Origin of the sequence: Phyllobacterium zundukense, from assembly GCF_002764115.1 — a bacterium.
GTDB classification, from domain to species: domain Bacteria; phylum Pseudomonadota; class Alphaproteobacteria; order Rhizobiales; family Rhizobiaceae; genus Phyllobacterium; species Phyllobacterium zundukense.
Genome location: NZ_CP017940.1, coordinates 3,722,425 through 3,747,498, shown reverse-complemented (window position 1 = coordinate 3,747,498; position 25,074 = coordinate 3,722,425). Strand labels below are relative to the sequence as shown.

Here is a 25,074-nt window from a genome sequence, read left to right as displayed (position 1 = left end):
TCAGAAATCGATGGGAATATCCTTTCAATCAGACTTTCGATCGCCGCTGCGCGCGATCCATGCGCTATCGGGCCAACCGCAATCAAGAGTTGCAACTGCTTTTGCCTGACGCAGTAAATGCAAGGTGAGCAAATTCCCTCCAATTGCCCACGTGGTGCCTCCATTAGAACACCATTGTCTTAGACTTTTGGCATGCCGTGCTTAGGCCGGCTCTCTGATCCGCCCCCGGGATGAGGATAAGCAGATGCATGATTTTACCCTGGTTCTGGCATTCTTTGCCATCATCGTTCTGGCCTACCAAGCGGAGGTTGATGACCGGCCCGCCGTCCGGGATGAAAATTGGGAGCTTACGGATTACGTCGATGCGGACTGACGGCGGACAGCCGGGGGCGATGAAAGCGGCAATCGTCCGTGAGACCGTTCGTCATGCCCGCGAAAAGGTTCTTCAATACAGGGTTGAAGCGCGAACGGCACCTGCCGAAAACCTCGGCCAGTTTCACTTTCGCAGCCCGCATATGCATTTATGATCGGCTCTAAATAGGCAAAACTTACGCTAGAATTGCTCGCTCGCGTAGCGCCAGTTGACAAGGTTGTCGAGAACAGCGCCCACATGTTCGGTACGGCGGTTTTCGTAGTCGAGATAATAGGCGTGCTCCCACACATCGATTCCAATGATAGGGACCTTGCCGACCGCGAGGGGAGTGCCTGCGTCCGGCAATCCAAGGACATCAAGTTTCTCATTGTCTTTGACGAGCCAGACCCAACCGGTGCCAAAAACCGTATCCGAGGTCTCAACGACTTTCTTCTTCAAGCCGTCCATCCCGCCAAAATCACGCTCGACGGCTTCTTTGAAACTGCCGGTTGGCGCCGCGGGCCCACCGTTGAATTGTGCCCAGTAGAAATCATGATTCCAGGCTTGTGCCGCCTGATTGAAAATCGGCTGGTCTTTCGCCGCGCTGGATTTTGTGACGATCTCCTCAAGCGACAAATCGGCATAGGCTGTGTTTTGCACCAGCGTGTTCAGTTTCTTGAAATAGCCGGCGTGATGTTTGCCATAGTGCAGGCCTACCGTCCGGGCAGAAATCGTCGGCGAAAGCGCATTCTCGTCGTAAGGGAGCTTTGTTTGTACAAGGGCGGTGGCGGCGAACGCGGATATTGCCGGTGAAAGAACAGTACCGGCAAGCGCCGCACCGGACGCTGCAATCAACTGACGGCGATTGACGATCATCATTCAACTCCTCGAAGATAGAAAACTGACTTGTTCATCGAACAGGTTGGTTGGCACAAAACACATGCCTGGCAGCTCTTGCCGTTCCTCCGATTCAGGAAAGCACGTAGGTAGTGTATTTGCCGATCCCCCTTATCTCCATCACTTTCTGGTGAGCATCCATGGCGTTCGCCCCGAGCGCTTCGAACGTGCTCTGCGATACCTGAATTCGTCCCGGAATTCCGTAGGATTCCATCCGGCTGGCAACGTTGACCGTATGTCCCCACACGTCATAGACAAATCGTTTCCGGCCGATCAGACCGGCGATCACCGGCCCGGTGTTTATTCCAATGCGCAGGGTAAGAGGAGGCTTCGGCCCCATGCCACTGGACATTTCGGCCAGCAATGCCTTGCCAAAGGCAACTGCGGCCAGAGCATGATCCGGGCGAGGGTCGGGCAGTCCGGCTGCGGCCATATAAGCATCGCCGATGGTTTTGATCTTCTCGACACCATATTGATCGGCAAGTTCGTCGAAACGTGAAAACAGATTACCGAGCCGTTGCACCAATGCCGCTGCCGGTGTTCGCGCTGCATACTCTGTAAAATTGACAATATCTGCAAAAATGATCGTGGCCGTCTCGATACGGTCGGCGATTACCTCTTCACCGTCAGCCAGCCGCCTTATCACCTGCCTTGGAAGAATTGCGTGAAGCAGTTCATCGGCCCGTTTCTTTTCGAACTCGATTTGAGACAGATATCGCCTTTCCCGTTCGCGCCAGCGACTGCGTTCAAGACAGGCGGTAATGCGCGCCCGCAACAGGATCGGATCGATCGGTTTTTGGAGATAGTCTTCGGCCCCCGCTTCAATGCAACGGATGACTGCGTCATGATCCTTCAGGCCCGAAATCATGATGACACGAATCTCGCGCAAACGCGCATCCGACTTCAGGCGGCCGAGCAGCTCGATGCCGTTCATGTCGGGCATCAGGATGTCGGCCAGCGCAAGGTCGAATTCCTGGGTCTCCAGGATTTTGAGTGCTTCTTCGCCAGAGCTTGCCGCAACAACGGTATGTCCCTCACGACCAAGACGCCTCGCCAGCAGATCGCGGTTTGAGGCGGAGTCATCAACGACAAGGATGCGGCCTGTCTCCTCAGGCCGCGCGGATGGTCCAGCCGCTATCGTTCGTGCCAGGTTAGCCGCGATCGTTGCATCGGTCTGGTTTCCCGGTTCTTCACCGCGATCAAAAGAGGAAATGTCCAGCCCAGCATCGATCTGCTCAAGTAGATTTCGGCCTTCATTGATAACCCTCGATATGTCATCTGCGATGCGTTGCGACAGGCTGTCGGCAAAATCCTCCAGGATCATTTCCGAATAACCGATTATCGCATTCATCGGCGTACGCAAATCATGCCGCAACATGGCAAGTCCGGTGGGGATGCCGCTGGCGTCGGACACTTCCCGATCGAGAAGCCGCTTGATCATGGCGTTCAATTCACGGGCTGCATGGAGCACTGTCTCCAGATCCGGCAGCGTTTCGGCAGGGCCAACCTCGCGCACTTCCTCCACGACCAGCTCCTGATAGCTCAGGATTGCCTGCGCGGGATCAACGATTTTCTCGACGATTCTGGTGACATAGGCGCGATAACCGATGTCAGGAGCTTGCGTCATGACGATTATCCTCCGGTCAGGCGGATGATTTTGTCGAGCAATCCAGGCAATTCGACCGGCTTGGTATCATAATCATCGCAACCGGCGTCGATCGCTTTCTTGCGGTCATCGGCCATGGCGTGGGCAGTAAGAGCAATGACAGGGATTGCCGCGGTAGCGGGATTCTCCTTGATCCGCCTCGTTGCTTCCCAGCCATCGATCACCGGCAGGCTCATATCCATCAACACCAGATCAGGCTTCGCTTCCATCGCCGCCTCGACGCCGGCGAGCCCATCGGTCGCGATGATCACCTCATACCCCCGCCGTTCCAACCGGCGGGAAAGCATGTCGCGGTTCATCTCATTGTCCTCGACGAGAAGAATTTTGACCATCCTGTTTCGGCTCCTCAGGCTTCCTCATTGAGTGGCACATGTCGCTTCAGGGCAGCGATAAGATCTGCGCGCCCTCTCGTTCCCTTTCTGATGACCTCGCTCGCGTGCACGCCAAGCCATTCCAGTTCCTCGTGCGTCAAGTCTTTCGACGTGACAATGACAACGGGAATATCGGCGAGGTCCGGCCTTTCCTGGATAGCCCGGAGCAGCCCGAAACCATCCATGTTCGGCATCATGAGATCGAGCACCATGACTGTTGGCCGCCCTGCCTCAAGCTGTTCGAGACCGCGCCGACCGTCGGTAGCCTCCCGAACGCGCCAGCCTTCGCGAACCAGCACCCTGCGAAAAAGTTCACGCGTCGCAGGGTCGTCATCGACGACGAGGACATCGTGTCGATCATTGCCCGCAACGGCATTCAACGTTTCGATCAGCTGCTGGGGATCGACTGGCTTGATCAGGTGATCCGCGGCGCCGAAGGCAAGCCCCATCTCGCGATCTGCCACGACGGTGGCAAGGATTACTGGAATATCGCGAAGCGCCTCGTCCGATTTGATTTCGCGCAACACTGACCAGCCGTCCTGTCCGGGCATGATCACGTCCAGGATGATCGCATCGGGCCGTGATTTGCGCATGCTGGCCATGCCCTGTTCGCCGCCCGCTGCCTCGACCACGTCAAACCCAGCGCCACGGATGACATCCGACATGAACTTGCGTGCCCGGGATTCATCGTCGATGACGAGGACGGTTCTCCGTGTCCGAACGCTCGATGCATCTTCCGGCGGAGAAATATTCTGTGCAGCCTGCGTTGCGTCGCTCGCCGGAATCCGGAAGCGAAAGGTCGAGCCCTTGCCAAATTCACTCTCTACTTCGATGGTTCCGCCCATCATCCTGATAAAATGCTGGGTAATCGCAAGACCAAGACCTGTCCCGCCGTAATTTCGGGTTGTCGATGCATCGACCTGTACAAATGCCTGGAAGAGCTTTGCCTGCTGCTCCTTGGTCATGCCAATGCCGTTGTCGCTGACGGAAAATTCGAGCCAGTCACCATTCTTATCTGCACGACGCTCGACCGACAGGCGGATCTCATCGTTTTCTGTAAATTTGGCGGCATTGGAGAGGAGGTTGAACAGGTTCTGCCGCAGCTTGGTCCTGTCCGTCTCAATTTCATCCGGCTCGACCGATCCCGTAACCGTCAGCCGGTTGCGATTCTTCGCGATCAGCGGAGCAACCGTGTTTTCAACATCGACAAGCAGCTGCTTCAGGCTGAGACGCTCAACATAGAGCTCCATCTTGCCGGCCTCGATCTTCGAAAGATCGAGGATGTCATTGATCAGGGACAGCAGGTGGCGACCGGACCCCATTATCTTGTTCAGATCACCGACAAAACCGGTATTGCCAAGATCACTCGCATCTTCGATGAGCATCTCGCTGTAGCCGATGATCGCATTGAGGGGCGTGCGCAATTCATGACTCATGGAAGCAAGGAACCGGCTCTTTTCTTCACTCGCAACTTCCGCGCCGCGCCTCGCCTCCTCCAGTTCCGCCTGGCGGAGTTTCAAATCGGTGATGTCCGTATAGACTGCCACAGTACCCCCCTCGGGAGTCTTGCGCTTGGCAATGCGAAGCCACGTCCCATTGGCGAATAGCCGTTCGACCATGCCTTGCTGCTCCCGGTGACGACGCATCGCCTCGTTCACCCAATTCTCCACGCCAGCGCTGCCGATCTCCGCGGTGCCCCGTTCCGCTTGCGCGCGAATGATTTCCTCGAATGTCCGGCCAGGGGTCATCAGATCCGCAAGCTCCGGGAATATTTCCAGATAGCGCTGGTTGACCAGGACCAGCTGGTCCTTTGCGTCGAAGAATGCGAAGCCGTCGGGAATGGTCTCGATTGCGGTCAGCACGGTGTTTCGCTGGCGCTCGGCGGCAGCTTCCAGAGAGCGGCGCTCGGTCTGGCTGTCGCGAAGCAGCCGCAGCGTCTTCGCAAGCCTCCCGAATTCATCGCGGCCTTCCGGCGGCAGTTCGACATTTTCCTGTCCGGCTGTCAGTTGGACCATGGCTTTGTCGACGCGCCCAAGCGGTACCAGAATCGACCGAAGCACCAGTGCGGTCATGATTGCGCCGGCGATCGTAATGAGCCCCACCGCAATCAGGGCGCGTTTATAGGTCCTTTGCGCCATGGTTGCGGCCGCGTCGCGCGCCTGGTCCGCCTCCATCTCAAGGCGCTCCCCAAGCGCCGTGAGAACGCCATCGATCTCGTCGCTATGGTTTCTGGCAGCGGCCAGTAGTGTATTCCCGATGACGCGGTTGTCATCCGTATAGGCATCTACCGCCTGCATTGCCTTGTCGTAATAGGCCTTCGAACCCTGCTGGATGGTGTTGGCAGCATCGGGCGCGAACACTTTGATGCGCGCCAGATCCTCCTCCAATGCGGTGCGAGCCGCCTCGGCCCGTCGCTCGGACAAGGTCAGCAGGCTGACCGACAGATCCGTGAGCCAATAGCGCACCTCGCCAAAATGCCGGTGCGCCTTGGCGGCGTCGTCGAACATGTGAAAGCGGGTGTTGGCCTCCTCCACGCGCCGCTGGTTCTCAAGCAGATCGTGAGTCATGAAGGCAACGCTTACCAGCAGGGCCCCGAGCAGTGCAGCCGAAAGACAGACAAGACGGATCGGGATTTTCCGGTCCGCCAATTGGCCGATACGGGTCCGGATGGCGTTGAACGCGCTCATTTGAACAGCGTGATGCTGATTGCACCTGCCAAATCGCCTTCAGCCGCTCCCTCTTTTGGGTAGCCGGTGACGTCGACCTCGCCTTTGGGCATGCCATGGCATGTCAGGCACGACGCGGAATAGTATTCGGGAATGAGCATGCGGAACGATGGGTGGCCATTCACTTCGACGGCTTCAACGAAGGACTGGCCCTTCGGCCAACCGGCAGACAGGAATTTCTGCTCGATGACACTCTGCTCCCAATTGTCGGGACTGGCCTTGCGATTGCGAACCAGATCCACCGGGGCGGTCACTTTCATTTTGGCCCGGTCCCCTACTTTTTCCTCAAAGCGTTCGTTGACCAGGCGCGCGAAAGTGGCAGGAATAAAGCCCTTGAAGCCAACGCCCTTGGTGTCGATCATTTTCTGGTGCTCGTCGACAACCTCGCGCAATGCCTCGATCTGGGCGTCAAACAGCTGTTTGTCAGCCTCAGTGAAGTTTCCGGCCGCCGCCGATTTTCCTTGGCGCCCGAACGTTTCAAGGGCCTCGGCTACGACACGTTGACCGGTAAGGTTCTTGTTTCCGATCGCAGGGTCATTGATAAGGTTTTGATGACTTGAGATGACGCTGCGACCGGCACGCAAAAAAGCAGCAAGTCGCTCCCCAGTCGCGATGTCCTCATTGTCGTCCGCCGCAACAATTCCTGCAAGCAAGCAATAAGCAAGCGCTGCCAGAAAGACTCCGCATCTCAGTCCGCGATGCATGATAGTCCCCATATTGTTGTGATTTTGGCAGCATTGTATCAGACGTATCCATAATACAAAATGCGTTATATTGGGCTAACTTTATCATCGCTGGCGTGCACCGGGGTTCGGATAGCCAGGCTCTCGGAGCACCATTGTCTTGTCCCGGTCGCCGCCGTATGGTTTGCTCGCTAAAAGCGAGGGAGAAAGTCCATGCCTGATTTGACCTTGTGGGGCCTGTTCGTCGCGGCGTCGGTGGTGCTGCTGCTCACACCAGGCCCGGCAGTACTTTATATCGTCGCGCGCTCGGTCGAGCAGGGACGGGCAGCGGGGCTGGTCTCGGTGCTTGGTATTCATCTCGGCACCATCGTTCACATCACCGCGGCGGCGGTCGGGCTGTCGGCCCTGATCGTGTCGTCGGCACTCGCCTTCGCGATTGTCAAATATCTTGGCGCCGCCTATCTTGTCTGGATCGGCATCCGCACCCTGATGGCCAAAGACCCCGATCCACGGGCGCCCGTCGTACCGGCCGAGCCGCTGCGCCGCATCTTCCGCGACGGCTTCGTCGTCAACCTCTTCAATCCGAAGACGGCGATCTTCTTCCTCGCCTTCCTGCCGCAATTTGTCGATCCCGCCCGTGGCGCGCTGCATTGGCAGATACTTATACTCGGGCTGACCTTTATGGCCCTCGGCATCATCAGCGACGGAATGTTCGCGCTCGTCGCTGGCGCTGCAGGCGATTTCCTCCGCCGCAACCGGCGGTTCCTGCGCTTACAGCGCTGGTTCGCCGGCACCTCCTTCATCGGTCTTGGGGTCACCGCCGCCTTGGCGACGCGCAAATAGTGCACAAACCGTTATACTCACGGCTCCAGGATATCATCAATAACACCATCATTGGCGTTGGATGCCAGGAGCCCCACACACACGCAAGTACACTCCAGACAACAAAAAGCCCGGAAAACCGGGCTTTTTGTTGTGTCTCTGGACCGTATTGGACGGTGTGAACCGGGAATTTGGCGCCGGTGCCAGTATGTCGTTCTTGTAACCGCCTTTTCTGATTTTGAACCATCGATCAGTAATGGCAATATCGTAAATGTTTGGCAGATGCCGCTTGAGGATGTCGGACCATCGGGACCGGACTTGGGTCATGCTGCGCTTTTCGAGTCTAACTCGATGGCGAGGGCCGGCCTCTCCTCGATGAGATGAAGGGATTGAAGAACTCGCGATGCAGGTCAAGCACTTATGCTATTGCAAGTGTACCGATCTCGGCCCGGGCCGCCTTTAGCGATACCTCGCGCTGCTGGGCGCTGATATTGACGCCGTCGGCAGTGATGACTTCAGGATCAACGATTCCGACGAAGGCGAACACGCTCTTCAAATAACTCAGCGTGTGCTCGAAACTCTCGGCGGGAGAGCCCGGTCCGTAAAAGCCGCCGCGCGCCAGCGCTATGATGACGCGTTTGCTGCCAAGCAGGCCTTCGGGTCCTTTTTCTGTGTAACGGAAGGTCTTGCCAGGGACCGCGATACGATCGATCCATGCCTTCAGCTGGCTGGGCACGCTGAAATTGTACTGCGCGACGCCGAGAACGACCGTTTCTGCGGTCAAAAACTCCTCTAGAATGCTTGTCCCAAGCGCAAGGTCCGCCTTTAATGCAGCATCCTGGCCCACTTCCAGACCCACCCGGACCACGCTCACGTATTTGCCCGACAGGTGCGGGATCGGTTGGGCCGCAAGATCGCGATAAACCACTTCAGTCATCGGATCGAGAGCTTGGAGCCGTGCGACCACCGCCGCCGAAAGCGCCCGGCTCACCGAGTTTTCCCCGAGTATGCTGGAATCGAGATGAAGAAGGGATGGCATCAATAACCTCATACGTTTGTAGCAGCAGGATTTCATAACAAACGGGCAATCGTCCGTTTTATCTCAATTGAACTTTTATGTCATTTCGACTAAAAGGTCAATGTGAAATGTCGGAAAAGGATAGCTAATGGCGAAGATTGATCTGGCACGGCGGGCAAAAATCGGACGCGACCGGCGGGAGAGGACACGCGCCCAAATCGTCAAAGCGGGAGCGACGCTGCTTGCGGAAGGGGCGGCACTGACCTTGGATGCCGTGGCAGAGGCGGCGGGCCTCGCCAAGGGCACGTTTTACTATCACTTCGGCAACATCGAGGAGTTGATTGCGGCGGTGAATGTGCAGCTGGAACGGAGCTTTGACGAGGTGCTGACACCACCTCCTCATGCCGGGTTGCGCAATCCGGTCGCGCGCCTGTCCTTCGCATTTGCGCAATCCCTGGAAAAGGCGGTTTCCGATACTGCCTGGGCGCGGCTGGTAGTTCAAACCTTGCAAAAGCCGAACAAGTTCGGCCGCGGAGTTCGCAAAAAGCTCACGGCCGATATCGCCGAAGCCATAAGACAAGGGCACATGGCCGTGCTGGACCCGGAACTCGCCACTGACATCTTCGTCGGAATTTGGCTGCAGGTGACACGAGGCACTTTCGAGCGAGCCCCAACGCCTGATTTGACTTGCAAAGCCCTCGAGGCGGCGCTTCGAGCACTCGGGAGCGCTCCGCCTGAGGGGCTGTCCGCATCGACATGATGACTATGCCCGGCCGGGCTATTCCTGAGACCCTCTTCATACGGAGTTTGTCCGCTGGATACTTGTTAGCTCGCCGTGGTTCGCAAGGACTTCACCATACCAGCAGCTGGCAGGCGCTTGAGCACCGATCCGGCCTGCTGGGGACTGAGGCCGATCGCGCGCAAGATAGCGCTGACGACAGCGTCAGGGTCGAACGAGGACGGCCTGTCTACACCGAGCACGCGCAACATGTGGAGCATGATCCCGACGACAATCTCGAGTTTCAGCTCCGCGGACGGCGGTTCCTCCGATAAGTGTTGGAGGTCCTCGAGGAGACGGCGGCGGATGTTCTCGCCGCTTTGCGGATTGGACGCTGTCATTCTTGCGGCCACTGCGGCCCATCGGGAGTCATTGAGCGCCTTGTCGATGAATGCTCTGCAGCCGAAGGCAATGCGTAGAGCAGGGTCGGTAATGGAGGCCCGGCCCGGCTGCAGCAGTTCATCGAACGACTGGACCAATTCCTCCGCGACCGCCGCGGTCAATGCTTCCAGGCTATCAAAATGAGTGTAGAACGTCCCCTTCGCGACGCCAGCCTCCTGAACCACGTCATCTACCGTGACAGATTCCACGGCCCGCCCGGCAAACAGCGCATTGGCAGCTTCAACAAGCTGCGCACGAGTTCTCACGCGCTTTTCGCGTCCAATTTCGGCCCGGCGGATCAGGTTGACGTTTGCCATTGCGTGATTCCTCAAATTCTACACACGAGTAGGTCATATTGACCTAAAAGTCCAGTCCGAAACGGAGAGACTTGCATCCATTCTCCTGCATGGCACCTATGCGCGTATTTCATATTGACTAAAAGTTCGAAATGACTTAATAGTCACGCAAATGATGAGCCGCCAACGGCAAGCGCGGATTCCTCACCACCATAAAAACTCGAACCCTCTCGCGGAGGCTGAGCTGCATGCCTGGCTCATACCTCTTTGGTTGCAAACCGTAATGGAGCAAAAAATGCAGGCTATACGTCTTATTGGAATCGGTTTCGCCTGCGTCCAGCTCGTCGCTTGCGAAGACAAAGCAGAGGTCGCGCTACCGCCGCAGCATGTCCGCGCCATTCACGCCTCGCTCGCCGAATATCAGCCAAAGGCTGAGATCACCGGCGAGGTGAAGGCGCGGATCCAGTCTGAGCTGTCGTTCCGCGTCAGCGGCCGGGTGATCGAGCGCTTTGTCGACGTCAGTTCGCCCGTACACGCCGGCGACATTCTCGCCCGCCTCGATGACAGCGAACAGCGTGCCGATGTGGAAGTGGCTCAAGCTGGGCTGCAGTCGGCGCAGGCGATTGCCAGACAGAAAGCGCTGACTTACGAGCGGTACGAGGCGCTGCTGCGCTCGCGGTCCATCTCGCAGGCCACCTTTGATGGGGCGGATAAGGAGCTGCGCACGGCGCAAGCCTCCCTGGAGGCTGCCGAAGCGGCTCTTGGGACGGCGGAGGATGCTCTTTCCCACACCAAACTGAAGGCCGACGCCGACGGGATCATCACCGCGCGGGACATCGAGGTGGGCCGGGTCGTGTCGGCGGCACAGGCCGCTTTCACACTTGCCCATAATGGTCCTCGTGACGCCGTTTTCAATGTATTCGAAGCCTTTTTCCTCGAAGGTCAACCGCTCCCCGGTGTGAATGTTGCGCCGATTGCGGACCGCACACCCGAAACGCGGGCGACTGTCAGGGAGGTCTCTCCCTTCATAGACACGAGAACCGGAACGATCCGTATCAAGGTGGCGCTGCCCGAAGATGCGCAATGGCCGCTCGGCACGCCCGTTGTCGGTGAATTCCGTTCCCCGCCGCACAAGGGAATTGTCCTGCCCGCGGGCGCTATCGCCTCTGCCAAAGGCGAGCCCGCCGTGTGGCGCGTCGCTCCCGGCACCGGCTCTGTCTCACTCCGGACGATCGCAGTCGCAAGGTATCGCGACGGCGACGTCATCGCGTCCGGCGGCATCGCTCCGGAGGATTTGATCGTCACCGAGGGAGGAAAGTTTCTCAAAGAAGGTCAAACCGTGGCCTGGGAGGATAAATAAGATGGCCCGTTACCGCTTTCGTTACTCGCTTTCGGGCCTCGCGGCAGTCGCACTTCTTGCCGGCTGCGGTCAGGACGCTGGCTCTGGCGAGCTGGCCGGGCCGCGACCCGTCAAGTCCGTGGCCGCCAGTGCCGCGCAGGCGCAGACAGTGCGCTTTCCTGGCGTCGTCCAGGCGGGAGTGCAAACCGATCTTGCATTCCGCACTTTGGGGCGCGTCGTATCACGCAAAGCGGGTGTGGGTGATCTCGTGCGTGCGGGCGACATCGTGGCCGGGATTGATCCGCTCGCGCTTGAGCTCGCGGTCCGCAGCGCCGTAGCCGATATGCGCAATGCCCAAGCGCAGCTTGAGAACGCCCTGCTAACGGAGGATCGCAAACGGAGGCTTGCCTCGACGAGCGCCTCGAGCGTCGCGGATCTTGACCTTGCCGAGCAGGCGCTGAAGTCGGCGCGGGCCAATATGGGAAAGGCAAAAGCCAGCCTGGATAAGACGCGCGAGCAGCTTGGATATGCCGAGCTGAGAGCCGAGTTCGACGGTGTCGTCGCGGCCACTTGGGTGGAAGTCGGGCAGACGGCGACCGCCGGTCAGCCGGTCCTCACAATCGCTCGCCTTGATCGGCGTGACGTGATCGTCGACGTTCCGGAGGCGCGTCTCAAATCCTTGCGCGTGGGGGATCGATTCGACATCGCCCTGCAGCTAGATGACACGCTGCGGACCTCAGGCGTCCTGCGCGAGATCGGCCCGCAGGCCGATGCCGGCACCCGCACGCACAGGCTGAAAATCGCCATCGACAAGGCACCGGAAGTTTTTCGTCTTGGATCGGTGGTCACCGCTACGCCGCCAAAGACGCAGCAGGGGCTACCCATCGGGCTGCCTGCAACGGCGGTCGTCAAGAGGGATGGCGCTGACCATGTCTGGGTGGTCGACCCGGCATCCCACACCGTTTCATTCAGACCCGTACGGCTCGACATCTCCCCGACCGGCGTCCGCTCCGTCCAGGTTCTTTCCGGTCTCAAGGACGGAGAAGAAGTGGTCGTCGCCGGCGTCAACCAGCTGGCCGAGGGACAGAGCGTGAAAACAGAACAGGAGCAGCGCCCGTGAACAAATTCAACCTTTCAGACTGGGCACTCGAGCATCGCTCGCTCGTCTGGTATTTCATGATCATCTTCGCAGTCGCCGGCGGGTATGCCTACATGGCTCTCGGCCGCGAGGAAGACCCGTCATTCACAATTAAAACGATGGTGATCCAGGCCCAGTGGCCCGGGGCGTCTGCTCAGGAAGTGACGCAGCAGGTCACTGACCGCATCGAAAAGAAGCTGCAGGAACTCGACAATCTCGAGCATACCCGCAGTATCACCACCGCCGGTCAGACGATCGTTTTCGTCGATCTGCTGCCGAAGACAAACGCGCAGGACGTGAAGCCCACGTGGTCGCGGGTGCGCAACCTGATTGACGATATCCGGCACGAGTTCCCCCAAGGGGTGGCCGGTCCCTTCTTCGACGATCAGTTCGGCGACGTCTACGGCAATATCTTTGCCTTTAGCGGCGACGGGCTGAGTCAGCGGGAGTTGCGCGATTTCGCCGAGGATGCCCGAACTCAGATCCTCAAACTGCCAGATGTGGGCAAGGTCGACATCGTCGGCGCGCAGGACGAGGTCATTTATCTCGAGTTCTCCACGCGCAAGATCGCTGCCCTCGGCATCGACCGCGCCGCGATCATCTCGGCACTGCAGGCGCAAAACGCCGTGACGCAGTCCGGATTCGTCGAGGCGGGTCCGGAGCGCATCGCCTTGCGCGTCGGCGGCCGCTTTCTCTCCGAAGACACCTTGCGCGGCATCAATCTGAGGGTAAACGACCGCTTCTTTGCGCTGACCGACGTCGCCAGCATCAGTCGCGGTTATGTCGATCCGCCAAGCTCGCTCTTCCGCTTCAACGGGAAGCCGGCGATCGGGCTTGCGATTGGCATGAAGACAGGCGGCAACCTTTTGGCCTTCGGCGAAGCGCTGGAAAAGACCATCACCGGGATCATTCAGGAACTTCCGGTCGGCGTTTCGGTCGAACAGGTCTCCGATCAGCCGGAAGTGGTTCACGAGGCAGTCGGAGGCTTCACAAAAGCCCTGTTCGAGGCGGTTGCCATCGTGCTTGCGATCAGTTTCATAAGTCTCGGATTCCGTGCCGGGCTTGTCGTGGCGATCGCGATTCCCCTCGTCTTGGCCATCACCTTCATGGTGATGCTCTATTTTGGCATTTCGCTGCAACGGATCTCGCTCGGAGCGCTCATCATCGCGCTCGGCCTTCTCGTTGACGACGCCATGATCGCGGTCGAGATGATGGTGGCGCGGCTGGAATTGGGTGACAGCCTCACCAAGGCCGCCACCTATGTCTACACGTCCACAGCCTTCCCGATGCTCACCGGCACGCTCGTGACCGTCGCGGGCTTCATCCCGGTCGCGTTCAACAAGAGCAGCGCCGGCGAGTTCACCTTCACCCTCTTCGTCGTCATCGCCGTATCACTCATCGTATCCTGGATCGTTGCCGTCGTGTTCACGCCCCTCATCGGCGTGACCCTGCTGCCCAAGTCGATGAAGAAGCATGCAGAACACAAGGGCTGGTCCGCGAAGGTATTTTCGCACTTGCTGCAATTCTGCCTGCGCTGGCGCTGGATGACGATCATCGGCACGGTTCTCCTCTTCGCCGGATCAGTCGTCGGCCTGTCCATGGTGCAGCAGCAGTTCTTTCCGAGCTCCGACCGTCCGGAACTCATCATTGACTGGAACCTGCCGCAGAACAGTTCGATTGCCGAAACGGGCCGTCAGATGGGTCAATTCGAGCGTGAGGTGCTGGCCGGCAACCCTGCGGTCGAGCATTGGTCGACGTATGTCGGACGGGGCGCGCCGCGCTTCGTTCTTTCCTTCGACGTCCAGCCGGCCGACGTTGCCTTCGGGCAGACCGTCATCGTCACCAAAGGGCTCGATGTCCGAGACAAGCTAAAGAAGGACGTCGAAGCTTACCTTCAGAAGACCTTTCCCGGAACTGACGCCTATGTGAAGCTTCTGGAAATCGGACCCCCGGTCGGCAAGCCGATTCAGTACCGCGTGTCCGGCGAGGATCTTCAGACGGTGCGTGATCTGGCACAAAAACTGGGAACTGTCGTAGGCACCCATCCTTCCCTCAAGAACCTTGCCTTTGACTGGAATGAACCGGCGCGCGTCGTGAAGATCGACGTGATGCAGGACAAGGCGCGCCAGCTTGGCGTCTCGTCCCAGGACATCGCCATGGCGCTCAACACCGTCGTTCAAGGGGACTCGGTAACGCAGGTCCGCGACGACATCTATCTCGTCGATGTCGTCGGCCGCGCCGCGGAAAAGGAGCGCGGCTCGATCGACACGCTGCTTGACCTGCAACTGCAAGCCAGCAGCGGCCAGTCGGTGCCGCTGTCGTCGGTCGCAACGTTCCGCTACGAGCTCGAACAGCCGACGGTCTGGCGGCGCGACAGGCTCCCGACGATCACCGTCAAGGCCGGGATCAGCGACACGACGCAGCCGGCAACCATTGTCAAAGCGCTCGGCGAGAAGATTGCGACGTTCGAAAAGACGTTGCCGGCAGGCTATCACGTCGAAGTCGCCGGTGCGGTCGAGGAAAGCGCCAAATCGCAGGGTCCGATCGCGAACGTGATCCCGGCCATGCTCCTCGTCATGGCAACACTGCTGATGGTGCAGCTTCAAAGCTTCCACAGGCTGTTCCTGGTGTTCTCGGTTGCTCCGTTGGCCCTCATTGGCGTCGTCGCGGCCCTGTATCTGAGCAGTGCCCCGCTCGGCTTTGTCGCCCTCCTTGGCGTGCTCGCGCTTGTCGGCATCCTCATCCGCAACTCGGTGATCCTGATCGTGCAGATCGAGGAATTGCGCGCGGAGGGAATGTCGCCTTGGAAGGCGGTGGTCGAGGCGACCGAACATCGCATGCGGCCGATCATGCTGACCGCCGCTGCGGCGACGTTGGCGCTAATCCCCATCTCGCACGAGATCTTCTGGGGACCGATGGCCTACGCAATGATGGGCGGCATCGTCGTGGGAACTGCGCTGACGCTTCTCTTCCTGCCGGCGCTCTACGTTGCCTGGTTCCGGATACCGCGTGAGATCGGGGAGCACTGAGATGGACACCAGAATGTCTCCCAACCCCTTTCGAAGCATGTTCGCCCTGCAAGGGATCGGCCGCTCGTGGCCGGCCCCGGCGACAGACCGGAAAGGCGCTCGTCAGCTGCTTTCCGTGGCGGTGCTGATGTCCCTCGCCATGACCGGCTGCGCGACCCGGGTGGAAAACGTCCTTCAGCCTCAGGTGGCCGTGGCCGCAAGCGACGCCAGCCGGGTGAACATGCTGGTAGCAACGACGCGCAAGTCATCGGACGATCCCGGTCGACTCTATTCAGGCGAGCGCGGAACGGCGATCTCGCTTAACAACGTCTCCGTCTCCATTCCTCCAGATCGAAACCGCAAGATCGGCAAGGTGCAATGGCCCTCACGCGTGCCGCCGAATCCGCAAAAGGAGTTTGCAGTCCTTGAAACCGGCAAGGTTGCGACGGAAGAGCAGGCTTTCAAATGGTTTCGCAAGAATCGCAACGCCAAGCGGCAGGTGCTCATCTTTGTCCATGGGTTCAACAACACCTATGCCGACGCGGTCTTTCGCTTCGCCCAGATCGTTCACGACTCGGGTACCGATGCGGCACCGATTCTCTTCGCCTGGCCATCGCGGGCGCGCGTTTTCGATTACCTCTATGACAAGGAGAGCGCCAATTACTCGCGGCGCGCCCTGGAGGATCTGATCCTTCAGGCGACCAGGAGCCCTGATGTCGATGACGTGACCATTCTCGCGCATTCGATGGGGACCTGGCTCGCCGCCGAGGCATTGCGCGGTGTTGCCATGCGCGAAAAGTCGATTCCGGCCAAGGTCAAGAATGTCATCCTTGCATCGCCAGACATCGATATCGATGTGTTTCGCCGCCAGTTCATCGAAATGGGGCCAAAGCGGCCGCATTTCGCGATCCTGACGTCGACACACGACAAGGCTCTGGAGGTCTCTGGATGGCTCTCGGGCGGCGTCGACCGTGTCGGTGGCGCAGATCTCAAACCATATGGCTCTGTGCTTGAAGAACTTGGCGTTTCCGTCATCGACACGAGCGCCACCGCCTCGAACGATCCGCTCGGCCACAATGCCTTTGCCGACAATCCTGAGATCGTACGCCTGCTTGGGAGACGGTTGGCCGGGCAATCGCTCGCGGGCAAAGAGGCGTCATTCGCGGATCGCGCGGGGGTGGCGGCCGCCAATTTCGCTGGGTCAGCAGCACGTGTAGCCGTTGCGACTCCGGTATCGGTCATCAGCGGCAAGGCCCGCGACGTATTGAAACGCGAGCTTTCCCCATCGACTGGGCAACTCGTCGACGGTCAGGTCTCGTATTGAAGTCATGTCCGATCTAAAGCAGCAGAACACCCTGGAGGTGATATGAACATTGATCCAGCCTTTCTCAATCCTGTCTTCGCGCTGCTGGGAGCGCTCTTGGGTGCCGGCGCTTCGCTGATGGCGGCAATTTACACGCATCGCGGTCAATATCGACTGCAGCGTGTCGCCGAGGAAATCACAAAGCGGGAGGGAGTCTACGTCAACTTCGTGATGTACGCGTCCAATCTGCTTCTGCGCGCTTACACGCGAGACGACATCGAGCTCAGCGGCGATGAACAACATCTGATCGGGCTTATCAACCGAATGCGGTTCTTTGCTTCATCCGATGTCATCGCCGCAGCGGAGGCCGCGCTCAGGGCTATCCTCGAGATATCCCTGAAGCCGAGAGTGGAACTTCGGCAACTCGCCACGGAAGCGCTGACCAAGAGTCTGGATCCCGATCCCCTCCTGGAATTCAGTCTTGTCTGCGCTGCAGACCTGGCGAGCTTGCAACGATCCATGGTCTGACGCGAACGCCTTCGGCCGACAAACAACCAATCAAGAGTCATCAAGCTGCCGTCGCACCATTAGAAGACGGCGAGAGGAATTCATCATGAACGAACATGTTCTCACGGATCGCAATCCAGTGTCGAAGCATCCTCAGCAGAGCGGACGACCGCCCTTCGAACGCATTGCGCTCTTGCTGCAAGGCGGCGGTGCCCTCGGCGCATATCAGGCAGGCGTCTACCAAGGCCTGGCCGAGGCTGGTCTTCATCCCGACTGGACCGCCGGGATTTCCATCGGCGCGATCAACGCTGCCCTCATAGCGGGCAATCCGCCCGAGGACCGGGTCGCGAAGCTGCGGCAGTTCTGGGAGCTTGTCACTTCAACCGATCTACATTGGCAGTTTCCGCCCAGCTCGACAGCCGACGGCAACGATACTATCTCGACGTTATTGGCGCAGTTTGACCCATCAAAGGGCGATGTCGTCCGCGCCTTGTCTAACCAATGGAGCGCAGCCCGGGCTTTGTGCCTGGGCGCGCCAGGCTTTTTCATGCCCCGCCTGCTGACACCTTGGCTTTGGCCGCATGGTTCCACGGAAGCCACCAGTTACTACGACACGCGGCCGCTCAAGGCGACGCTGGAGCGGCTGGTTGACTTCGATCGCATCAATAGCGGGGCCATGCGTTTCAGCGTAGGCGCGGTCAATGTCCGCACCGGCAACTTCGTCTACTTCGATACCGCAACTCACCGGATCGGTCCCGAGCATGTGATGGCGAGCGGAGCTCTGCCGCCCGGTTTTCCCGCGGTCGAAATTGATGGCGAGCATTACTGGGACGGCGGACTGGTCTCCAACACACCGCTCAGCTGGGTCGTTGATAACCTGCCGCACCGTGACACACTCGCGTTCCAAGTCGATCTCTGGTCAGCCCAAGGCGAGCTGCCGCGCAAAATGGCACAAATTCAGGCGCGCCAGAAGGAAATCCAGTATTCGAGCCGCACCCGGGCCGAGTTGAACCGCTTCCGCGAAATACAATTCCTGCGCGGTGCCCTTTCACGCCTGATCGAGAAACTGCCGGCAGAACTGGCGGCGAGCCCTGAAGTTGACATCTTACGCCCTGCTTCCGAGCCGAAGGTCTGGAATCTTGTGCAGCTCGGCTATTACTCGAAGAAATACGAGGACGACACGAAGGACTACGAGTTTTCGCGTCGGAGCATGGAGGATCACTGGCAGGCGGGATATCACGACACCATCCGCACGCTACGCCATCCCGAGGTGCTCGAGCGCCCCCGTAGTCCCGACGGTGTCTTCACCTTCGATATCGCCGAGCAAGGGCGCGCATAAATCCATCCACCGTTCACAAGATACATGAAACATGGAGTCTATCATGAAGGAAGGCCACGTGCGTGAGCGCGCGTTCTCAATGCCGCTCACCAGCCCTGCATATCCGACAGGTCCCTATCGGTTCTGTCAGCGCGAATATCTCGTCATCACCTATCGCACTGACCCCGAGAGATTGCGCGAGCTCGTACCAGGACCCCTCGAAGTGATCGAGCCGCTCGTCAAGTATGAATTTATCCGTATGCCGGATTCGAGCGGATTTGGCGACTATACCGAAAGCGGCCAGGTGATCCCCGTCTCATTCCGGGGAAAACAAGGCAGCTACACCCATAGCATGTTCCTCAACGACGAATCGCCGATTGCCGCCGGACGGGAGCTTTGGGGCTTTCCGAAAAAGTTTGCTCAGCCAACGCTTCGCGCCGAGACCGACACACTCGTGGGTACCCTTGACTATGGGCCCGTGCGCGTAGCCACCGGCACCATGGGTTACAAGCACAAACCCGCTGATGCGGCGGCGGTGCTCGCCTCGCTTGCCGAGCCCAACTTCCTGCTCAAGATCATTCCACATGTCGACGGCAGTCCGCGCATTTGCGAACTGGTTGAATACCACCTCGAGGATATCGACCTCCGCGGTGCATGGACGGGGCCGGGCGCGCTCGATCTCCACGCACATGCGTTGGCACCTGTCGCCGACCTGCCGGTGCTTGAGGTGGTCTCGACAATGCATTTCATCGCCGACCTGACCCTCGGTCTCGGCAACGTCGTCCACGACTATCTGCGCTAACCCCGCAACACAGGAGAATAAATTATGCTTCTTGATAACAAGGTTGCCATTGTCACCGGAGCGGCGAGCGGCATCGGTATGGAAATTGCCGCACTCTTCGTGCGCGAAGGCGCGCGTGTGACAATCGCTGACCAAGACCAGGAGCGCGCGAACGCAGTGGCCAACGAGCTCGGCGGACATGAACACGCGATTGGGATTGCCGTCGACGTGACCAACGAAGCCGAGGTCGAAGCCTGCGTCGCCAAGACTGTCGCCGCCTTCGGCAAGGTCGACATTCTCGTTTCGAACGCCGGCATCCAGACCGTGGCCCCGCTCCACGAGTTCGAGTTCGATCGATGGAAACAGCTTCTCGCCGTTCATCTGGACGGGGCTTTTCTCACGACGCGGGCCTGTTTGCGCGAGATGTACAAGCACGGCCGTGGCGGGAGCATCATCTATATGGGCTCGGTGCATTCCAAGGAGGCATCGATATTGAAGGGACCCTATGTCACGGCCAAGCACGGCATCATGGGACTGGCCAAGGTCGTCGCCAAGGAGGGCGCTGCACACGGTGTTCGCGCCAACGTGATTTGCCCGGGCTTTGTGCGCACGCCGCTCGTTGACAAGCAGATCCCGGAGCAGGCAAAGAAACTCGGACTCTCCGAGCAGGACGTCGTCCGGAACGTCATGCTGAAGGACACTGTTGATGGCGAGTTCACCACGGTAGAGGATGTGGCGCAGACCACCCTTTTCCTGGCCGCATTCCGTTCAAACGCACTAACGGGACAGTCAATCGTCGTCAGTCACGGCTGGGGTATGCAGTAACGTGGCTGCGGGCTCCGTTGATACGCGGACCAAACAGAGGCCGCCCTAAAAAGTAGCCCGCCATGATGCGTTGCACCCAGGCCTGTGGTCGTTTGTCCAGGCAGTCCAGCTCAACGGCGGCAGCGAGTTCTCTATGGCTCGTTGACAGCCTCGGTGCAAATCAGCGCGATCACTCGGCCGGCATTTGTAACTGCATCGACGACACCGCCGAACGTAGCAAAAGGGTTTCCTTTTTCAGTGACGAAAATCGATCGACCAACGGAGAATTCACTTTCTGTTTTCGCTCTTTTTCGATCTCGCCTCGTCGTTGCGATGGGTCCGTGCGGCGCGGGTGTCATCGAACTGCATATCAACTTCAGCGAGATAGATATCTCGACGATCGTGGCATGAGTCGGCTTTTCTCGTGGACCCAAAGTCCGCTGTGGGGCCAACAGCGGACATACCCGCTCGGTTCAACGACGGACCAGCAGTCTGGCTAGCGCTTCCCTGACAAGGGAAGGAATACGCTTAGGATCATCCAGGTAGGCGCTTTCCAGTAGACCGTCCGAAAGGACGACGAGGAGCGAGGCCGTGCCCGAAGGGTTTGGATCGTCATCCGCTGCCAGAAGTTGCCCGAGGACGCCGTGATACCACGCGCGGCGTGCATCGACAGCTTGGCGTACGGAGCTAGTCGGGTCGGGGTACTCGGCCGCCGCGTTGAGGAACGGACACCCCCGCCAACCTCCCGCGACCACGGCCTCGCTGATACGCCCCATGATCGCTGCGATCATTTCCCGTGGAGGCTGCTTCGGCAGTGCTGCCACTGCCGCCCGCCCGAGCCGGTCCTGCTCTTCGATGTAAGCGACGACGAGTTCCTCCTTTGACGGGAAGTGATTGTAGAACGTCGCCTTAGCCACGCCGGCTTCCGCGATGATGCGGTCGATGCCGACGGCATGGATGCCTCCTGCGTAGAAGAGCCGGGTTGCAGTGTCGAGTAGGCGGCGACGCGCGGGACTGGTCGCGGGGCCGCTATGAGAAACGCTCTTTTTCATCCCTTGACTCTACCAGACAGGTCTGTATGTTACAAGATATAGACAGACCTGTCTGGATAGGAGGTTATCATGCAATCGGACGAAACAGCTGAAATCATGCGCCAGTTCAACCAGGCGTTTCTCGAGCACGAGCCCGCGATCCTCAAAGACCTGATCGCACCGGATTGCGTCATGGAGTCGATCCAGCCGGCGCCGGACGGAACGCGATACGAAGGTTACGATGCTTGCCTCGCGTTCTGGCAGGCTATTGCTTCCGACCGCGTTGCCTATTTCGAGGTCGAAGATACCGTTGCGATGGGCGACCGCGCCATCATCCGCTGGCGTTTCAATTTCGGCGACGGTGGGTCGGTTCGCGGTGTCAACCTGATGCGTGTCCGCGATGGCCGGATCGTCGAAGCACTAGGTTACTCGAAATCACCGGGTCAGGCGGCCCCGCTGCCGGAGGTGGCCACTGCGTAGTGGCTCGTCCCACTACACCTCCCTCACGTTGTTGCCGCGGAACTGATCTGCGGAAACGCGAACCTACGGATTAGTGCCTGAAAGGAGAAACGCTATGATCATCATAGCTGGTTACTCACGCACCAAGAACATCAATGAGCGCGACACTGCGGTAGCAGCGTTCGCGGACATGGTCAGAAGGGCAAGAAGGGCCGACGGCTGCCTTGACGTGGCGATCAGTGCCGACTCGGTCGATCCAGAACGCATCAACGTCTTCGAATGCTGGCGCGATCAGCAGTCATTGAACGCATGGCGCAAAGTCGCGAAACCGCCGAGATTCGTTGCGCGGGAAACCCAAGTAAAGCTGTACCGAAGCGACAAGGCCGAGGAGCCATTTTGAAGCTGCGCACGGGACTGCCTTTACTCGTTCTCATGCAACCGCCGCTGCGGTCGAAATCCTCCCCGGGAGGCGTGTCCGCTTTTGGCGCAAAGCCGACTCTAGATTTCGCTGAATGATTGGCCGCTTAGGGCCAACTGCAGCCATCCAGCATCATCCACGCTCGTCAGAAACGGACGACCTTCCCATAAACCGACTGCATGTCAGACGAATGAAAAACAGTCGCATTAAAGCGGCGCCTCCTTGTTTCCGCCGCCAAAGGTTCATGAAGCCGGTATTGATTGGGACAGGTATTTTACGGATATGTGACAGCAACAGTTGTGAAACCAACACCGGGAACCGCCATGCGCATTAGAGAACTGCACGAAATCAGATACGAAGAAGAGACCGCAAACCTCAAGCTTTCGGGTCTCAATCCCTTTAAGCAGGCCAAGAGCGTCAATATCTCCATCGACAATCCCGAAGAATTCCTCAACGCCATCAAGACCGCGCTGGCAGATGCCGAAGGCAAGAGAATCAGAATTGGCAAGGCCAAATAAGTCTCGATGCATTCAACAAGCCCGGCGACAGGCTTTATCAAACAGCTATCGGCACGGGATGCCGGCTTTACAAGCGCTATGGCGAACCGCATCCGCTGCGCGATGCCGAGTAAAAATTACATTCCTTGTTTAAGCAGGGCTGCTCAGCAGGGCCAGAACGGTGCCGTCCGTTTGAACTTGCACCACCTGTCGTGCAGCCGGCCCGCTCCCGCAAGCTCCAGATGGCCCTGCCAGCCGGTCACCGCGCCGATGGCGCGGTGCACATCGGGACTGTCCGCACTTTGCCGGATCGTGGACAGCAAGGTTCGCGCGGTAATGATGTCATTGGCTTCGCCCAATCCATCCTGCAGCCGGGACAGTTGCTTGAGATATTTCCTGGTCGGCGCCCGCCCGGCATACAGCGGCAGGAAAAACTCCGCAGAGTAGCGCAGCTTTTTCAGGAGGATCCGCAGCTTGTGGCGCGCCTCTGGACGCAGATGGCGGAAGTGCCGGCCGCGCTTGAATGCCTTGCGCTCGAGACGGGTAAGGACGCGCGCCGCAAACTTTGTCAATGGCTCGGCCAATATGCCAAGGTCCTCGCTGGCGATATCGTTGCGCCAGCTTCTCTGCTCGATGGCGAGCCCCAGTGATAATAGAAAGCGGTTGGTTTGCGGGTCGGCAATACTGTCGCGCACCGCATGATGGCCCTGTTCCCGCAAGGGAGCGCCCGCGCCGCGCAACACAAAGAAATCAATGTCCGGCAGATTGGCCTTCTCGATATCGGCAAGTGTCGAGTCGAGAAACACATCCCAATTGCGGGCCGGTCCCAAGGCGCGTGCAAAGCCCTGTGCCTCGGCGTCCAGCGCCTGCAGCGAAGGTGCCGCCAGTTCGCGCCGCAGGAAATACAGGGCCGTGCGCAGTCGCCGCAAGGCCACACGCAATTGGTGGATCCCTTCGGGTTCACGGCCAATTGCCGGTGTCAGATTGGCGAGGACCTGCTGCTGACAGCCCGATAACAGCTTGGCGATCCCCTCGTCGACGGTGTCGTCCCGGCCAAGGCTCGACGAACCAGCCTTCACAGCCGCCGGGTTGATCTTCAGCGCCAGCGCATAGCCGCGGGCAGATTTGCTCTGCGTTTCCAGGCACAGCGGCGCGACATCCAGCAAACCGAGCCCGAACTGGTAAAGCGCCGCGGCCTTGCCTTGTTTCAGTTCGAGTTCGATCTCGGACAACGGTTCCTGCTCTGCCCCGGCCTCGATCACACCAACGTCGAACGCAACCTCGATCTGCCCATCCGGCACATCGAGGGTGATCAAATGCCGGCGTACCCTGGTGACAAAGATCGGCGTCAGTTGATTGACGGCGATCTTGTTGAAAATACCGTCAATTTCGCCGGTTGGCAGCGCGCCAAGGTCAGGCGCAAGCGCCGCGACAGGCGCTTCCCATTCCTCCCGCGTCAGCGGACCGTTGACCGCCAACCGCTTGATCGTTTGCGTAAAATGCTTGCCGCTGCGCCGCACCCGCAACGACAAGCCGGCGTCATACAGCTGACGATCGGCTGTATCGTAATAGGTCGCTTCCAGCCGGCGGATTGTCCCCTTGTTGCGGGCCGACTGCAGAAAGGCGGGGGAGGCTCGAACCTGATCGAGCGTACCGGGCGGGGCAAGAAGTTTGAGTTCGGTTTCAACGGGAGCAGGCCGGGGCGAAGCAACGGCATCGGTATTGTTTTTCTGTTCTTGGATGTTGCCAACCGATATTGTCATCCCTGATACTCCAGCTGAAAGCGCAGCCGAACATTTGTGTCGCCCCCACATTCAAAGCGGGGATAGATGACCACTTTGTGCCAACAGTGGAAATTAGCTGCTTCCCATCCGTTCACCCGGACTAGATGGGATTTCGCGACTGCGCTGTCACTTCTTTTTCAGTTGAGGCGATTTTCCGCAAAGAACTCCGCCCCTCGGGCCATAGCCAAAATCTGGTTCGAGTACAATCGCTGCCCCGTGATTTCCCGGCCCACCCAAACGGGCAGTGGAAATTCGTCGCTTTCGTCTTGCAGCTCGATTTCTGCAACAACGAGGCCACGATGCGCACCATCATAGACGTCAATTTCCCAAACAAACCCTCCGTAAACTACATCGTAACGAGTCTTTTCCACAACGATACCAATCCGGTGTCTTATGAGTTCCAGGGCCTCGCAATATGGGAGATCGTACTCAAATTCGTCTCGCGTCAGCTGGCCCGTACAGATTTTGACGGTGAGCGTTGCGCGCGTCGCGTCGATGGTTCTAATTCGCACCGTTCGGTCACCGGCGGCCATCATATACGCCTGACGAAAAACCGATCGGGTGGTCGCGTGCTTTCTCCAACGGTCGTTAGCGACAAGGTATTTTCGCTCTATCTCTATCTTCATGTACTCCTCCCAAACAAAGCCCGACTTCGGTGCCAAGGTAGAGCCCTCAGGGATGACACCGGGCCAACGTT

The 25,074-nt window shown here is 58.9% G+C and carries 24 protein-coding genes; 14 read left to right on the top strand and 10 right to left on the bottom strand.

The features are described from left to right. The first annotated feature begins 244 nt into the window (after window positions 1-244). On the top strand, window positions 245-373 hold the full coding sequence (locus tag BLM14_RS32455) for a hypothetical protein (RefSeq protein WP_257791418.1): 129 nt from the start codon (window positions 245-247) through the stop codon (window positions 371-373). 180 nt (window positions 374-553) lie between these two features. Here BLM14_RS32455 and BLM14_RS18730 read toward each other — a convergent pair whose 3' ends face one another. The 5 genes from BLM14_RS18730 to BLM14_RS18710 form a co-directional block, all read right to left on the bottom strand. After that, window positions 554-1,231, bottom strand: coding sequence for a superoxide dismutase (locus tag BLM14_RS18730; RefSeq protein WP_418314190.1), 678 nt, complete (start codon window positions 1,229-1,231; stop codon window positions 554-556). 91 nt (window positions 1,232-1,322) lie between these two features. Continuing rightward, window positions 1,323-2,876, bottom strand: coding sequence for an adenylate/guanylate cyclase domain-containing protein (locus BLM14_RS18725; RefSeq protein WP_100000764.1), 1,554 nt, complete (start codon window positions 2,874-2,876; stop codon window positions 1,323-1,325). A 5-nt stretch (window positions 2,877-2,881) separates the two neighbouring features. Continuing rightward, entirely contained in the window at window positions 2,882-3,247 is a 366-nt protein-coding gene (locus BLM14_RS18720) for a response regulator (RefSeq protein WP_100000763.1), read from the bottom strand. Between the two features lie 14 nt (window positions 3,248-3,261). Continuing rightward, the gene (locus tag BLM14_RS18715) at window positions 3,262-5,973 is read right to left on the bottom strand and encodes a response regulator (protein WP_100000762.1); all 2,712 of its coding nucleotides are present in this window, start codon (window positions 5,971-5,973) and stop codon (window positions 3,262-3,264) included. Further along, the gene (locus BLM14_RS18710; protein ID WP_100001502.1) at window positions 5,970-6,716 is read right to left on the bottom strand and encodes a Tll0287-like domain-containing protein; all 747 of its coding nucleotides are present in this window, start codon (window positions 6,714-6,716) and stop codon (window positions 5,970-5,972) included. The genes BLM14_RS18715 and BLM14_RS18710 overlap by 4 nt, the downstream gene beginning before the upstream one ends. Window positions 6,717-6,908: 192 nt before the next feature. Between BLM14_RS18710 and BLM14_RS18705 the strand changes: the two genes are divergently transcribed. Beyond that, on the top strand, window positions 6,909-7,538 hold the full coding sequence (locus BLM14_RS18705; protein ID WP_100000761.1) for a LysE family translocator: 630 nt from the start codon (window positions 6,909-6,911) through the stop codon (window positions 7,536-7,538). A 397-nt stretch (window positions 7,539-7,935) separates the two neighbouring features. Here the strand turns inward: BLM14_RS18705 and BLM14_RS18700 are convergent, their stop codons facing one another. Next, window positions 7,936-8,556 (bottom strand): FMN-dependent NADH-azoreductase, encoded by a 621-nt coding sequence (locus tag BLM14_RS18700; RefSeq protein WP_100000760.1) that lies wholly within the window; start codon window positions 8,554-8,556, stop codon window positions 7,936-7,938. A gap of 127 nt (window positions 8,557-8,683) precedes the next feature. On the opposite strand from BLM14_RS18700, the gene BLM14_RS18695 reads away from it, so the two are divergent. Beyond that, window positions 8,684-9,295: a TetR/AcrR family transcriptional regulator gene (locus BLM14_RS18695; protein ID WP_100000759.1), complete on the top strand. Its 612-nt coding sequence runs from the start codon at window positions 8,684-8,686 to the stop codon at window positions 9,293-9,295. A 65-nt stretch (window positions 9,296-9,360) separates the two neighbouring features. Here the strand turns inward: BLM14_RS18695 and BLM14_RS18690 are convergent, their stop codons facing one another. Next, complete coding sequence (locus tag BLM14_RS18690; RefSeq protein WP_100000758.1) at window positions 9,361-10,011, bottom strand: TetR/AcrR family transcriptional regulator; 651 nt, start codon at window positions 10,009-10,011, stop codon at window positions 9,361-9,363. 274 nt (window positions 10,012-10,285) lie between these two features. Here BLM14_RS18690 and BLM14_RS18685 point away from each other — a divergent pair, with 274 nt between their 5' ends. The 8 genes from BLM14_RS18685 (at window position 10,286) to BLM14_RS18650 (ending at window position 20,209) form a co-directional block, all read left to right on the top strand. Continuing rightward, window positions 10,286-11,350: an efflux RND transporter periplasmic adaptor subunit gene (locus BLM14_RS18685; RefSeq protein WP_100000757.1), complete on the top strand. Its 1,065-nt coding sequence runs from the start codon at window positions 10,286-10,288 to the stop codon at window positions 11,348-11,350. 1 nt (window position 11,351) lies between these two features. Continuing rightward, window positions 11,352-12,449, top strand: a complete 1,098-nt coding sequence (locus tag BLM14_RS18680; RefSeq protein WP_100000756.1) for an efflux RND transporter periplasmic adaptor subunit — start codon at window positions 11,352-11,354, stop codon at window positions 12,447-12,449. After that, complete coding sequence (locus tag BLM14_RS18675) at window positions 12,446-15,496, top strand: efflux RND transporter permease subunit (protein WP_100000755.1); 3,051 nt, start codon at window positions 12,446-12,448, stop codon at window positions 15,494-15,496. Before BLM14_RS18680 ends, BLM14_RS18675 begins: the two co-directional genes overlap by 4 nt. A 1-nt stretch (window position 15,497) precedes the next feature. Next, window positions 15,498-16,799 carry an alpha/beta hydrolase gene (locus BLM14_RS18670; protein ID WP_237143411.1) on the top strand — a complete coding sequence of 434 codons (1,302 nt, stop codon included), beginning with the start codon at window positions 15,498-15,500 and terminating at the stop codon, window positions 16,797-16,799. A gap of 42 nt (window positions 16,800-16,841) precedes the next feature. Then, window positions 16,842-17,306, top strand: a complete 465-nt coding sequence (locus BLM14_RS18665) for a hypothetical protein (RefSeq protein WP_100000754.1) — start codon at window positions 16,842-16,844, stop codon at window positions 17,304-17,306. An 85-nt stretch (window positions 17,307-17,391) separates the two neighbouring features. After that, window positions 17,392-18,624 (top strand): patatin-like phospholipase family protein, encoded by a 1,233-nt coding sequence (locus tag BLM14_RS18660; RefSeq protein ID WP_100000753.1) that lies wholly within the window; start codon window positions 17,392-17,394, stop codon window positions 18,622-18,624. Between the two features lie 43 nt (window positions 18,625-18,667). Further along, window positions 18,668-19,405 (top strand): acetoacetate decarboxylase, encoded by a 738-nt coding sequence (locus BLM14_RS18655; protein ID WP_100000752.1) that lies wholly within the window; start codon window positions 18,668-18,670, stop codon window positions 19,403-19,405. A gap of 24 nt (window positions 19,406-19,429) precedes the next feature. Further along, entirely contained in the window at window positions 19,430-20,209 is a 780-nt protein-coding gene (locus tag BLM14_RS18650) for a 3-hydroxybutyrate dehydrogenase (protein ID WP_100000751.1), read from the top strand. 452 nt (window positions 20,210-20,661) lie between these two features. Here BLM14_RS18650 and BLM14_RS18645 read toward each other — a convergent pair whose 3' ends face one another. Continuing rightward, entirely contained in the window at window positions 20,662-21,240 is a 579-nt protein-coding gene (locus BLM14_RS18645; protein ID WP_100000750.1) for a TetR/AcrR family transcriptional regulator, read from the bottom strand. A gap of 69 nt (window positions 21,241-21,309) precedes the next feature. Here BLM14_RS18645 and BLM14_RS18640 point away from each other — a divergent pair, with 69 nt between their 5' ends. From BLM14_RS18640 to BLM14_RS18630, 3 genes are all read left to right on the top strand, one after another. Further along, window positions 21,310-21,699, top strand: a complete 390-nt coding sequence (locus BLM14_RS18640) for a nuclear transport factor 2 family protein (RefSeq protein ID WP_100000749.1) — start codon at window positions 21,310-21,312, stop codon at window positions 21,697-21,699. Window positions 21,700-21,793: 94 nt separating this feature from the next. Beyond that, on the top strand, window positions 21,794-22,078 hold the full coding sequence (locus BLM14_RS18635; RefSeq protein WP_100000748.1) for a putative quinol monooxygenase: 285 nt from the start codon (window positions 21,794-21,796) through the stop codon (window positions 22,076-22,078). Between the two features lie 341 nt (window positions 22,079-22,419). Then, window positions 22,420-22,614: a hypothetical protein gene (locus BLM14_RS18630; protein WP_100000747.1), complete on the top strand. Its 195-nt coding sequence runs from the start codon at window positions 22,420-22,422 to the stop codon at window positions 22,612-22,614. Between the two features lie 143 nt (window positions 22,615-22,757). Here the strand turns inward: BLM14_RS18630 and BLM14_RS18625 are convergent, their stop codons facing one another. Continuing rightward, the gene (locus tag BLM14_RS18625; RefSeq protein WP_162293171.1) at window positions 22,758-24,356 is read right to left on the bottom strand and encodes a CYTH and CHAD domain-containing protein; all 1,599 of its coding nucleotides are present in this window, start codon (window positions 24,354-24,356) and stop codon (window positions 22,758-22,760) included. A gap of 158 nt (window positions 24,357-24,514) precedes the next feature. Then, entirely contained in the window at window positions 24,515-25,003 is a 489-nt protein-coding gene (locus tag BLM14_RS18620; protein WP_100000745.1) for a CYTH domain-containing protein, read from the bottom strand. Between the last annotated feature and the right edge of the window lie 71 nt (window positions 25,004-25,074).

Coding starts and splice junctions, on each gene's coding strand:
- BLM14_RS32455 (WP_257791418.1), top strand. CDS start 245: ATGCATGATTTTACCCTGGTTCTGGCATTCTTTGCCATCATCGTTCTG.
- BLM14_RS18620 (WP_100000745.1), bottom strand. CDS start 25,003: ATGAAGATAGAGATAGAGCGAAAATACCTTGTCGCTAACGACCGTTGG.
- BLM14_RS18700 (WP_100000760.1), bottom strand. CDS start 8,556: ATGCCATCCCTTCTTCATCTCGATTCCAGCATACTCGGGGAAAACTCG.
- BLM14_RS18660 (WP_100000753.1), top strand. CDS start 17,392: ATGAACGAACATGTTCTCACGGATCGCAATCCAGTGTCGAAGCATCCT.
- BLM14_RS18670 (WP_237143411.1), top strand. CDS start 15,498: ATGGACACCAGAATGTCTCCCAACCCCTTTCGAAGCATGTTCGCCCTG.
- BLM14_RS18715 (WP_100000762.1), bottom strand. CDS start 5,973: ATGAGCGCGTTCAACGCCATCCGGACCCGTATCGGCCAATTGGCGGAC.
- BLM14_RS18695 (WP_100000759.1), top strand. CDS start 8,684: ATGGCGAAGATTGATCTGGCACGGCGGGCAAAAATCGGACGCGACCGG.
- BLM14_RS18725 (WP_100000764.1), bottom strand. CDS start 2,876: ATGACGCAAGCTCCTGACATCGGTTATCGCGCCTATGTCACCAGAATC.
- BLM14_RS18650 (WP_100000751.1), top strand. CDS start 19,430: ATGCTTCTTGATAACAAGGTTGCCATTGTCACCGGAGCGGCGAGCGGC.
- BLM14_RS18680 (WP_100000756.1), top strand. CDS start 11,352: ATGGCCCGTTACCGCTTTCGTTACTCGCTTTCGGGCCTCGCGGCAGTC.
- BLM14_RS18685 (WP_100000757.1), top strand. CDS start 10,286: ATGCAGGCTATACGTCTTATTGGAATCGGTTTCGCCTGCGTCCAGCTC.
- BLM14_RS18665 (WP_100000754.1), top strand. CDS start 16,842: ATGAACATTGATCCAGCCTTTCTCAATCCTGTCTTCGCGCTGCTGGGA.
- BLM14_RS18640 (WP_100000749.1), top strand. CDS start 21,310: ATGCAATCGGACGAAACAGCTGAAATCATGCGCCAGTTCAACCAGGCG.
- BLM14_RS18730 (WP_418314190.1), bottom strand. CDS start 1,231: ATGATGATCGTCAATCGCCGTCAGTTGATTGCAGCGTCCGGTGCGGCG.
- BLM14_RS18690 (WP_100000758.1), bottom strand. CDS start 10,011: ATGGCAAACGTCAACCTGATCCGCCGGGCCGAAATTGGACGCGAAAAG.
- BLM14_RS18705 (WP_100000761.1), top strand. CDS start 6,909: ATGCCTGATTTGACCTTGTGGGGCCTGTTCGTCGCGGCGTCGGTGGTG.
- BLM14_RS18635 (WP_100000748.1), top strand. CDS start 21,794: ATGATCATCATAGCTGGTTACTCACGCACCAAGAACATCAATGAGCGC.
- BLM14_RS18625 (WP_162293171.1), bottom strand. CDS start 24,356: ATGACAATATCGGTTGGCAACATCCAAGAACAGAAAAACAATACCGAT.
- BLM14_RS18655 (WP_100000752.1), top strand. CDS start 18,668: ATGAAGGAAGGCCACGTGCGTGAGCGCGCGTTCTCAATGCCGCTCACC.
- BLM14_RS18630 (WP_100000747.1), top strand. CDS start 22,420: ATGCGCATTAGAGAACTGCACGAAATCAGATACGAAGAAGAGACCGCA.
- BLM14_RS18645 (WP_100000750.1), bottom strand. CDS start 21,240: ATGAAAAAGAGCGTTTCTCATAGCGGCCCCGCGACCAGTCCCGCGCGT.
- BLM14_RS18720 (WP_100000763.1), bottom strand. CDS start 3,247: ATGGTCAAAATTCTTCTCGTCGAGGACAATGAGATGAACCGCGACATG.
- BLM14_RS18710 (WP_100001502.1), bottom strand. CDS start 6,716: ATGCATCGCGGACTGAGATGCGGAGTCTTTCTGGCAGCGCTTGCTTAT.